The sequence below is a fragment of the Bradyrhizobium sp. MI1.10 genome (genome assembly GCF_055811035.1).
Window position 1 is genome coordinate 19,895 of the sequence record NZ_JBVVPN010000028.1, and the last position, 10,919, is coordinate 30,813.

At 65.5% G+C, this 10,919-nt stretch carries 9 protein-coding genes; 6 read left to right on the forward strand and 3 right to left on the reverse strand.

What is annotated here, in order from left to right:
* Positions 1-215 precede the first annotated feature (215 nt).
* Complete coding sequence (locus AC0L3K_RS26560; RefSeq protein WP_007596491.1) at positions 216-1,136, reverse strand: LysR substrate-binding domain-containing protein; 921 nt, start codon at positions 1,134-1,136, stop codon at positions 216-218.
* Positions 1,137-1,261: 125 nt separating this feature from the next.
* On the opposite strand from AC0L3K_RS26560, the gene AC0L3K_RS26565 reads away from it, so the two are divergent.
* The 4 genes from AC0L3K_RS26565 (at position 1,262) to mdlC (ending at position 6,177) form a co-directional block, all read left to right on the forward strand.
* The gene (locus tag AC0L3K_RS26565; protein ID WP_106945941.1) at positions 1,262-2,431 is read left to right on the forward strand and encodes an acyl-CoA dehydrogenase family protein; all 1,170 of its coding nucleotides are present in this window, start codon (positions 1,262-1,264) and stop codon (positions 2,429-2,431) included.
* A gap of 10 nt (positions 2,432-2,441) precedes the next feature.
* Positions 2,442-3,545: a CaiB/BaiF CoA transferase family protein gene (locus AC0L3K_RS26570; RefSeq protein ID WP_473367165.1), complete on the forward strand. Its 1,104-nt coding sequence runs from the start codon at positions 2,442-2,444 to the stop codon at positions 3,543-3,545.
* Between the two features lie 15 nt (positions 3,546-3,560).
* Entirely contained in the window at positions 3,561-4,409 is an 849-nt protein-coding gene (locus tag AC0L3K_RS26575; RefSeq protein ID WP_473367166.1) for an HTD2 family dehydratase, read from the forward strand.
* A 145-nt stretch (positions 4,410-4,554) separates the two neighbouring features.
* Positions 4,555-6,177 (forward strand): benzoylformate decarboxylase, encoded by a 1,623-nt coding sequence (gene mdlC / locus AC0L3K_RS26580; protein ID WP_473367167.1) that lies wholly within the window; start codon positions 4,555-4,557, stop codon positions 6,175-6,177.
* 173 nt (positions 6,178-6,350) lie between these two features.
* Here mdlC and AC0L3K_RS26585 read toward each other — a convergent pair whose 3' ends face one another.
* Positions 6,351-7,145 (reverse strand): SDR family oxidoreductase, encoded by a 795-nt coding sequence (locus tag AC0L3K_RS26585; protein WP_473367168.1) that lies wholly within the window; start codon positions 7,143-7,145, stop codon positions 6,351-6,353.
* 56 nt (positions 7,146-7,201) lie between these two features.
* Positions 7,202-7,897, reverse strand: a complete 696-nt coding sequence (gene trhA / locus AC0L3K_RS26590; RefSeq protein WP_473367169.1) for a PAQR family membrane homeostasis protein TrhA — start codon at positions 7,895-7,897, stop codon at positions 7,202-7,204.
* Positions 7,898-8,081: 184 nt separating this feature from the next.
* On the opposite strand from trhA, the gene AC0L3K_RS26595 reads away from it, so the two are divergent.
* Together AC0L3K_RS26595 and AC0L3K_RS26600 are read left to right on the forward strand one after the other, a co-directional pair.
* Positions 8,082-9,551, forward strand: coding sequence for a YcjX family GTP-binding protein (locus tag AC0L3K_RS26595; RefSeq protein WP_473367170.1), 1,470 nt, complete (start codon positions 8,082-8,084; stop codon positions 9,549-9,551).
* A complete protein-coding gene (locus tag AC0L3K_RS26600; protein WP_007596507.1) occupies positions 9,548-10,576 on the forward strand; it encodes a YcjF family protein in 1,029 nt (342 codons plus the stop codon). The genes AC0L3K_RS26595 and AC0L3K_RS26600 overlap by 4 nt, the downstream gene beginning before the upstream one ends.
* Positions 10,577-10,919: the final 343 nt, after the last annotated feature.

Below are 10,919 nucleotides of genomic sequence, written 5' to 3' on the forward strand. Positions count from 1 at the left end.
CGTCATTGCGAGGAGCCCTTGCGACGAAGCAATCCAGACCGCCGCGGCGGAGAGATTGCTGGATTGCTTCGCTGCGCTCGCAATGACGAAGTTTTGGCGGCACGTGCGCGCCAAACTGGCGACGCACGAACCCAGCTATAAAATTCCGGCATGACAGCTCGCACAACATGCGATGGGTCGCATACGGCCTTCTGTCCTAAACCGCACCGGCACATCTAACTCAACTTGATGTCCCACACGCCGTCCTTGCGGCAGGCGGCGACCTCCTCGCGCAGGAGGGCGGTGACGGCAACCGAGGCCGTCGAGACCGGACGGTCGATCGGAGAGGCAAATATGAGCTCGCGCGTCATCGGCTTCGAGACGACGGCCGTTTCCAGCCGCCCGTCCGCGACCTCGGCGTGGACCGACGAGGGCGGCAGCAGCGCGAAGCCGAGGCCTTCCTCGACGAGGCTCGTGAGCACGCGGAATGAATCCGCCTCGAGCTGGACGTTGAGCTTGATCTTGCGTTGCGCCGCCGCGTGCTCGATCAGCGCACGGAGACCGTGGGAATGACTGGGCAGCACCAGCCGTTGCCGCAGCAGCCAGCCGATATCGACGCTCTTCTTGCGCGCGAGGCCACAACCGCGCGGACCCACCGCGACGATGTTGTCGCGCCCCAAGCTCTCGACGTTGAGATGCAGATCGGCGGAGCGGCCGTAGAGGATGGCGAGATCCATCTCGCCGCGATGCAGCCATTCGACCAGATGGCCGCTGTAGCTCTCGACGATGCGCAGCGAAATGCCCGGGAATTTTTCGACGCAGCGCCGCGCGAAGCGCGCCGACAGCACGCAGCTCACGGTCGGGACCAGGCCGAGCACGACCTGGCCGGACGGCGGCCCCTTGGACGACTGGATATCGTCGCGGATCTGGTCGATCTGCCGCACGATGCCCGAGGTGCGCGCCAGCAACAGGCGGCCGGCATCCGTGAGCACCATGCCGCGGCCGTTGCGGGTGAACAATTCGGTGCGCAGCTCGTGTTCCAGGAGCTTGATCTGCCTGGAGAGCGCCGGCTGCGCCACACGCAACGTGTCGGACGCCTTGGAGAGGCTGCCGAGCTCCGCCACGCAACTGAAGGTCCTGAGCTGACGGAAATCCATGCTTGCCAATCCTGGAAGGCTACTCCATACGCTATAGCAAATGAGCATAGGGGGCTGGCATTGTTTTCACAACGCCAGAGGATCGGCCGGCGTTATCCTAACTGCCGCACATACGGGAAAACCCCATGAGTGAAGAACACCACACCGAAGATCACGCCGACATCCGCGAAGCCGTCGCAAAGCTCTGCGCGCAGTTTCCCGGCGAATACTGGCGCAAGCTCGACCGCGAGATGGCCTACCCCAAGGCCTTCGTCGACGCGCTGACCGAGGCCGGTTATCTCTCGGTGCTGATCCCCGAGGAATATGGCGGCGCGGGCTTGAAGCTTTCAGCGGCCGCCGCGATCCTCGAAGAGATCCAGCGCGCGGGCTGCAACGGCGGCGGCTGCCACGCCCAGATGTACACGATGGGCACCGTGCTGCGGCACGGCAATGACGAGCAGAAGGCAAAATATCTGCCGAAGGTCGCGAGCGGTGAATTGCGCCTGCAGGCCTTCGGCGTCACCGAGCCGACCAGCGGCACCGACACTACCTCTCTGAAGACTTTTGCGCGCAAGGACGGCAATGCCGGCTACATCGTCAACGGCCAGAAAATCTGGACCAGCCGCGCCGAACATTCGGACCTGATGCTCCTGCTGGCGCGGACCACGCCGAAGGACCAGGTCAAGAAGCGCACCGATGGCCTTTCGGTGTTCATCGTCGACATGCGCGAGGCCAAGAACAAGGGCCTCGAGATCCGCCCGATCCGCACCATGATGAACCACGCCACCACCGAAGTGTTCTTCACCGACATGAAGGTGCCGGCGGAGAATCTGATCGGCGAGGAGGGCAAGGGCTTTCGCTACATCCTCTCCGGCATGAATGCCGAGCGCATTTTGATCGCGGCCGAATGCGTCGGCGATGCCAAATGGTTCATCGCCAAGGCCACCAACTACGCCAAGGAGCGCAGCGTTTTCGGCCGGCCGATTGGCCAGAACCAAGGCATCCAGTTTCCGATCGCCAAGGCCTACGCCGCGATGCGCGCGGCCGAACTGATGGTGAAGGAAGCGACGCGCAAATACGAAGCCGGGCTCGACTGCGGCGCGGAGGCCAACATGGCAAAAATGCTCGCGGCCGATGCGTCCTGGGAAGCGGCCAACGCCTGCGTCCAGACCCATGGCGGCTTCGGATTTGCCGAGGAGTACGACGTCGAGCGCAAATTCCGCGAGACGCGGCTCTATCAGGTGGCGCCGATCTCGACCAACCTCGTGCTGTCCTTCATCGCCGAGCACGTCCTCGGCATGCCCCGCTCGTACTGAGGCAGCCATCATGGGAGCACTTGACGGGATCAGGGTGATTGCGGTCGAGCAGGCGGTGGCGGCGCCATTCTGCTCGTCGCGGCTGGCGGATGCCGGCGCGGAAGTCATCAAGATCGAGCGGCCGGAAGGCGATTTCGCCCGCGGCTATGACGCGGCGGCCAAGGGGCAGAGCAGCTACTTTGTGTGGCTCAACCGCGGCAAGCAATCGGCCGTGGTCGATCTCGCCACCAAGGAAGGCTGCGCCGAACTGGAAAGACTGATCGCCAGCGCCGACGTGCTGATCCAGAACCTCAAGCCCGGCTCGATGGACAAGCTCGGCTTTTCGCGCGAGCGGCTGCTGAAGGATTATCCCAAACTGATCTCGTGCACGATCACCGGCTACGGCGACGACGGTCCCTACGCGCACCGCAAGGCCTATGATCTGCTGATCCAGGCCGAGAGCGGCCTTGCCTCGATCACAGGCAATCCCGACGGTGCCTCACGGGTCGGCATGTCGATCGTCGACGTCGCGACCGGCGCCACTGCGCATGCGGCAATCCTGGAGGCGCTGATCGGGCGCGGACGCACCGGCAAGGGCGCCGACATCCGCATCTCCATGTTCGACGTGATGGCGGACTGGTGCACCGTGCCGCTGCTCAACTCCGAAGCCGGCAATCCGCCCAAGCGCATGGGGCTCCGCCATCCCTCGATCGCGCCCTATGGCGTGTTCACGTCCAGCGACGGCAAGGATATTCTGATCTCGATCCAGAGCGAGCGCGAGTGGAAGACGCTTTGCGCGAAAGTGCTGGACCAGCCGGATCTGCCCGCCGATCCGCGCGTGGCCAACATGGTCGAGCGCGTGCGCAACCGCGACTTCACCGACAAGACGGTCGCGGATGCCTTCGGCAAGATGACACGCGACGAGCTCCTGAAGCGGCTGTCCGATGCTGACATCGCCTTTGCCGAGGTCAACACCATGGCCGACCTCACCAATCATCCGCATCTGCGCCGCATCGAGGTCGACACGCCGCAGGGACGCATCAGCTATCCCGCGCCGGCGCCGATCATTGTCGGCGAGACGCGCAGCTATGGTGCGGTGCCGGGGATCGGCGAAAATCCCCAATCCAGGAAATAACAAGAGCGAGGCGTCATGACCGAGAAGCTCGACATCGACCATCTCAGGCAGTGGATCGGCCGCAGCGAAGAGGCCACCGACACCATCACCGCGCAGCTCGTCAAGGGTCTGCGCGCGACGCTGTTCCAGGAGGTCGGCGCGCCCAAGCCGGGCGACGCGGCGCCGTTCACGGTGCATTGGTGCCTGGCGCAGCCGGTGTTTCCGATGTCGATGCTCGGGCCCGACGGCCACCCCACCCGCGGCGGCTTCCTGCCGCCGGTGCCGCTGCCGCGCCGGATGTGGGCCGGCGGCGAGATCGAATTTTTGCAGCCGCTGCGCGTCGGCGACGAATCGACGCGGACATCGCGCATTGCGGACGTGCAGGTGAAATCAGGCTCGACCGGCACGTTGTGCTTCGTCTCGGTCGAGCACAGCATCTCCTCGCCGCGCGGCATCGCCATCCGCGAGCGGCAGGACATCGTTTATCGCGAGATGACGACGACGTACGCGACGGCAAAGGCCCCGCCTCCGCCGCCCAAGGCGCAGCATCGCGAGACGCATGTGTCGGATCCCGTGCTGCTGTTTCGGTATTCCGCGCTGACCTTCAACGGCCACCGCATCCATTACGACCGCGACTACGTGACCAAGGTCGAGGGCTATCCGGGCCTGATCTTCCATGGGCCGTTGCAGGCCACGTTCATCATCGAGATGGCCGCGAAGCTGCGCGGCGGCAAGCCGCCGAAGAAGTTTATCTATCGCGGGGTGCAGCCGCTGTTCGAGGGCAGCGAGTTCTCCATCAACGCCAATGAGACCGAGGCGGGCATGGAGCTGTGGACGGCAAACGCGGAGGGGCAGCCGACGATGAAGGGGACCGCGGTGTGGTGATACACTGCTGCTTCCTCCTCGTCATTGCGAGCGTAGCGAAGCAATCCAGAGTCCCTCGGCGGTAACAGTCTGGATTGCTTCGTCGCAAGGGCTCCTCGCAATGACGGTGGGGCTGATAGCCGATAAACATCAGGGAACGGAAACCATGTCCAAAAACGGCAAGAGCGGCAGCAAATCCGTCACCGTCAAGCAGGCGACACTCGACCTGCTGCGCTCCTTCGGCATCAGACGCGTCTTCGGCAACCCCGGCTCGACCGAGCTGCCGTTCCTGAGCGACTGGCCCGACGACATCGACTATGTGCTGGCGCTTCAGGAGGCCTCCGCGGTCGGCATGGCCGATGGTTACGCGCAGGCCACACGCAATGCCGGCTTCGTCAATCTGCATTCGGCCGCCGGCGTCGGCAACGCACTCGGCAACATCTATACCGCGCATCGCAACCAGACCCCGCTGGTGATCACCGCGGGCCAGCAGGCGCGCTCGATCCTCCCGTTGCAGGCGTTCCTTTATGCGGAGCGTGCGTCCGAATTCCCGCGGCCTTATGTGAAGTACAGCGTGGAGCCGGCGCGGCCCGAGGACGTGCCGGCCGCGATCGCGCGCGCCTATTACACCGCGATGCAGCCGCCGTGCGGGCCGACCTTCGTATCGATCCCGGTCGACGACTGGGCGCATGCGGCAGCTCCCATCGAAGCCCGCAAGGTCAGCCGCGAGATAGCGCCCGAGGCTGACGCGATGAAGGCGCTGGTCACCGCGCTCGGTTCGGCCAAGCACCCTGCCCTCGTCGTCGGCCCCGGCGTCGATCGCGCGGGCGCGGTCGATTTGATGGTGCGCGTCGCCGAGAAGGCCAGGGCCAGCGTCTGGGTCAGCCCGTTTTCGGCGCGCTGCTCGTTCCCGGAACGCCATCCCCAGTTCGCGGGCTTCCTGCATGCCTCGCCGGCGCAATTGTCGGACGCCCTGCGCGAGCACGATCTCGTCGTCGTGATCGGCGCGCCGGTGTTCACCTTCCATGTCGAAGGCCACGCCGCGATCTTCGACGGCGGCGCGACGATCTTCCAGATCACGGACGACCCGGATGCCGCAGCGGTGACGCCGGTCGGAACCAGCATCATCGCGACGATGAAGCCGGCGCTCGCAATGCTGCTCGACCTCTTGCCGGAGACCAAGCGCGCGGCACCGAAGGGGCGAACGCTGCCGCCGGCCCCGCAGGCCGCCGATCCGCTGCCGGTCGAATTCCTGCTGCATTCGCTGTCGCAGGCGATACCGGACGGCGCGTCGCTGGTCGAGGAAATCCCCTCGCACCGGCCGGCGATGCAAAAGTTCATGCCGATGCGCGGCCAGGACAGTTTTTACACCATGGCCAGCGGCGGCCTCGGCTACTCGCTGCCGGCCGCGGTTGGCATGGCGCTCGGTAAACCAAAGAGCCGCACGGTGTGCCTGATCGGCGACGGCTCGGCGATGTATTCGATCCAGGCGCTGTGGACCGCCGCGCAGCGCAAGCTCCCTCTCACCATCGTCGTCATCAACAATTCCGGCTACGGCGCGATGCGCTCGTTCAGCCAGGTGATGCAGGTGAGGAACGTGCCGGGACTCGAACTGCCGGGGATCGATTTCGTCCGGCTCGCGGAGGGCATGGGTTGCCATGCGGTGCGGGTGAGCAAGGCAGCCGAACTGGGCGAGGCGCTCAAGCGCGGAATGGCATTCGAAGGGACCAGCCTGGTGGAGGTCATCGTGGATTCGGCGGTGCCGGTGCTGTACGGGCAGAAGCATTAGCGGCGCACTACATTTCATGTGGTCGTCCTGGCGAAAGCCAGGACCCATTACCCCAGGAAGTAGTTTGGCGAAGACTTGTCGCTCGGTACTTCTACCGCGGCAAGACCGATAGACCTCGCGGTATGGGTCCTGGCCTTCGCCAGGACGACACCGAAATTGTGGGCCCGCCTTCCCTACCTCCCGAAATCTTCCCGCATCTTCGCCTGGATCTTGGCCATGCCGCCGATCCAGCGGTCGTAATTCTCGGTCTTCTTGCGCATGTAGCCGAGCACCTGCGGGTGCGGCAGGATCAAGAACGTCTCCTGCTCGAGCCCCGCGAGCACGTCCTCGGCGACCTGCTCGGGCGTGAGGTCGCCGTCGCCGGATTGTGGGCCCTTGGGGATCGAACGCAGCATGTTGGTGTCGACGCCCTGCGGGCAGAGGATCGAGACGCGGATGTTGTGCGCCTTGTGCGAGATCGCGAGATTTTCGGCAAAGCCGACCGCGGCGTGCTTGGTGGTGGAATAAGCCGGGCTGCCGACCTGCGACAGCAGGCCCGCTGCCGAGATCGTGTTGAGGAAATAGCCGCCGCCTCGCGCCTTCATGCGCGGGATCAGGTGCCGCGCCGCATAGACATGCGCCATGACGTGAATAGCCCAGCTGCGCTGCCACGGCTCATCTGAGGCGCCGCCGGCATTGACCGATATCGGATCGAAGCCGCCGCCGATGCCGGCATTGGAGCAGAACAATTCGATCGGGCCGAACTGCCGCTCGGTCTCCTCGATGACGTGGGCGATCTCTTTTTCCTGCGCGACGTCGCATCTGAAGGCCGCGCCATCAACGGTGGCCGCGACCGCCCTCGCATTGTCCGCGTCCATATCGGCGACGACGACCTTGGCCGCGCCAGCCTTGTGAAACGCCTCGCACAGCGCCTTGCCGATGCCGTTGGCGCCGCCCGTGACGACCACGACCTTGCCGGTCACCTGCATGCGACGTCTCCTCTTGTCTTATAGCGTTTTGGCTTGTTCCGCTTGGCGGAGCTTGCTCAGCTCAACACGAGGTCGAGCACCGCGGTATAATGGCACGCCGCACCGGCCAAGACAAAGCCGTGCCAGATCGCATTCTGGAAGCGCAGCCGCCGCCAGGCATGGAAGACCACGCCAAAGCTGTAGAGCAGTCCGCCCGCAAGGATGAAGCCCAGCACCAGCGCGGGCAGCGCCTTGACCACGGAATCGTAGAGCATGATGCCGCTCCAGCCCATGGCGAGGTAGATGCCGACGGCGACGCGGTCGAACCGGCCGGGGTAGAGAAGTTTCAGCACGATGCCGAGGAGCGCCACGCACCAAACGCCGGCGAGCAGCACCAGCGCGAAGCCGCTGTCCTTCACCTCCAGGATGAACGGCGTGTAGGTCGCCGCGATCAGGAGGTAGATCGCCGAATGGTCGAATCGCCGCAACAGCCATTTGGCCGGCGAGATCGGCCACAGATTATAGGTCGCCGACAACACCAGCATCGAGAGCAGGCCGGCGACGTAGATCGAGACCCCGACGACGTCGGTTGCGTCGGCATAGAGCACCGTCAGTACCACCAGCACGGTCGCGGCGACGATGCCGCAGAGCACGCCGATCGCGTGGATCACGCCGTCGGCGATCAGCTCGGCGCGGTCGTAATGCCAGCCGATCGCGTCGGCGGCTGCGTGGACGGAGGAGGATGCGAGCTGTTTCAGTTGGAAGACGGTCATGGCAATCCGCAAAGTGAGACAATACCCTCTTGTATGGGTGTTTCGGGATCGGCGCGTCGTTCAAACGGCTGATTTGCCGACAAAGACGGTGGAAGTATGAAGCTTGATTTTCCTCAGGCAGTTGCCACTTTTGTGACTAGTCCTTTTTGCGTATCCGCCCCCGCCCGGGATTCCCAACGTTCATATGGCATTTAGTTTCCAGGATATGCTCGAGGAGGCGCGCCTGTCGGCTCGGGCGCTGATCGACTACGGCGAGCATTTCTTCAATCCGACGGTACGATTGGGGGTTACAGGCCTGTCGCGGGCCGGCAAGACCGTGTTCATCACTGCGCTGATCCACGGCCTCACCCGTGGCGGCCGGTTTCCGGTATTCGAGGCCTATTCATCCGGGCGGATCGCCCGGGCGCATCTGGCGCCGCAGCCGGACGACGCGGTGCCGCGCTTTGCCTATGAGAGCCATCTGCGCGCGCTGATCGAGGAGCGGCGCTGGCCGAGCTCGACTGTCGACATCAGCGAACTCAGGCTCGTCATCGACTACCAGCGCCCGAACGGCGCCGACCGCACGCTGACGCTCGACATCGTCGACTATCCCGGCGAGTGGCTGCTCGACCTGCCGCTGCTTCAGAAGAGTTTTGAGCAATGGTCAGCCGAAAGCCTTGCGCTGTCACGCGAGGCGCCCCGCGCGCATCTGGCCGCGGACTGGCACGCGCATCTCGCAATGCTCAAGCCCGAAGCGCGCGAGGATGAACAGGCGACGCTGACGGCCGCGAAGCTCTTCAGGGGCTATCTGCAAGGCTGCCGCGACGAGCGGTTTGCGATGAGCCTGCTGCCGCCCGGCCGCTTCCTGATGCCGGGCAATCTCGCCGACACACCGGCGCTGACCTTTGCGCCGCTCGACGTACCCGCGGGCGGCCAGGCGCCGGAGGGATCGCTGTGGGCCATGATGGTGCGGCGGTATGAGGCCTACAAGGACGTCGTGGTGCGGCCATTCTTCCGGGATCATTTTGCCCGGCTCGATCGCCAGATCGTGCTGGCCGATGCGCTCGCCGCGTTCAATGCCGGCCCCGAAGCGCTGCACGATCTCGAAGCCGCACTCGCGGGCATTCTCGACTGCTTCAACATCGGCCGCAGCACGTTCCTCAGCGGCCTGTTTCGGCCGCGGATCGACCGCGTGCTGTTCGCGGCGACCAAGGCGGATCACCTGCATCATTCCAGCCATGACCGGCTCGAGGCCGTGTTGCGCCGCGCCGTCACCCGCGCGGTTGCGCGCGCGGAAACTACCGGCGCGGAGATCGACGTCGTCGCGCTCGCCGCCGTCCGCGCCACGCGCGAGGCGCAGGTCGCGCATGGCCGTGACAAATTGCCGTCGATCCTGGGAACGCCGGCCGCGGGCGAAAGCGCCGGCGGCGAGTTCTTCGACGGCAACACCGAGGTCGCGGCTTTTCCGGGCGATCTGCCGCTGGATCCCGAACCCCTGTTCAACGGCACCGACGCATTCCGCGGGCTCTCGACCGAGGCCGCCGGCAAGAGCGATTTTCGCTTTCTGCGTTTCCGTCCGCCAAAGCTCGAACGCGAGGGGGCCGACCAGCCGGCGCTGCCTCACATCCGCCTCGACCGTGCCTTGCAGTTCCTGATCGGAGACAAGTTGTCATGAACGACCGATCGAAGCCACGGCGGCCGGCGACGTTCCGGCTCGACGACCCCGGCGTCGTCGTCACCGAGGCCGACGAGACGACCCGGCTCGGCCGCACCACCATCCAGATCACGCCGGAGCCCGATCCGGCGAACTTGCCGGTGCCGATCGCATCGTCGCTTCCGGCGCGACGCGGCTTTCCCTGGGGCGCGCTGTTCTGGTCCGGCGTCGCCGGGCTGACTCTGCTCGGCGTCGGGCTCGGCGTCGTCCGTCTGATCGAGGATCTGTTTGCGCGCAGCGAAAGCCTCGGCTTTGTCGGACTGGCGCTTGCCTCCGTCACCGCCCTTGCGCTCGCGGTGGTGACCGGACGCGAGGCGTTCGGGCTGGCGCGGTTGGCAACGATCGAAAAGCTGCATCAGCGTGCAGCCGCTGTTCTTGCCAGCGACGACCGCAAGGAGAGCCGTATCATCGTGCAGGATCTGCTCAAGATCGCGCACCAGAACCCGCAGCTCGCGCGCGCCCGCGCCGCGCTGGAAAGCCATGCCGGCGAGATCATCGACGGCGCCGACATGATCCGGCTCGCCGAGCGCGAATTGATGTCGCCGCTGGACATTGAGGCGCGGCGGCTGGTGTCGTCAGCCGCGCAAAAGGTCTCGATCGTGACAGCGGTTTCGCCCCGCGCGCTGATCGACGTGTTGTTCGTGTTCGTGGCCTCGCTGAGATTGATCCGCCAGCTCGCTTTTCTCTACGGCGGCCGTCCCGGCGCACTCGGCATGATCCGCCTGCTCCGCCACGTCGTCGCCCATCTCGCCATCACCGGCGGCATGGCGGCGAGCGACAGCCTGGTGCAGCAGATGCTCGGCCACGGCATTGCGGCGAAGCTGTCGCAGCGGCTGGGCGAAGGCATGCTGAATGGATTGCTGACGGCGCGGCTGGGCCTCGCCGCGATCGACGTCACACGGCCGCTGCCGTTCGCGGCACTGCCGCCGCCGAAGCTGTCGGATCTCGCGACGGATCTGCTGCGGAAGAAGGATGAGGAGGAGTAGCGCCTCTGTTAGTGCGAGGCGACTGCTGTTCCCTCTCCCCCCGCGGGAGAGGGTGGCTCGCCGCAGAGCGGCGAGACAGGTGAGGGGTTTTCTCCGCACGCGACCCACTTGCATTTCGACTCGTTGACGCAACCCCTCATCCGGCGCTTCGCTGTCCAGCGGATGGATGGGTAACAAAACAGACCGGATGGATGGGTAACAGTCGTTCATGATTTGGTCGGGGGGGGGGGGGGGGGGGTTGGGGGCCCCCCCCGGGGGGGGTGGGGGGGGGGGGGGGGTGGGCCCGCCGGCCGCCCCGGGGGGGGGGCCGGTTTGGGAACCCCGGCGGCCGCCGCAGGGGGGG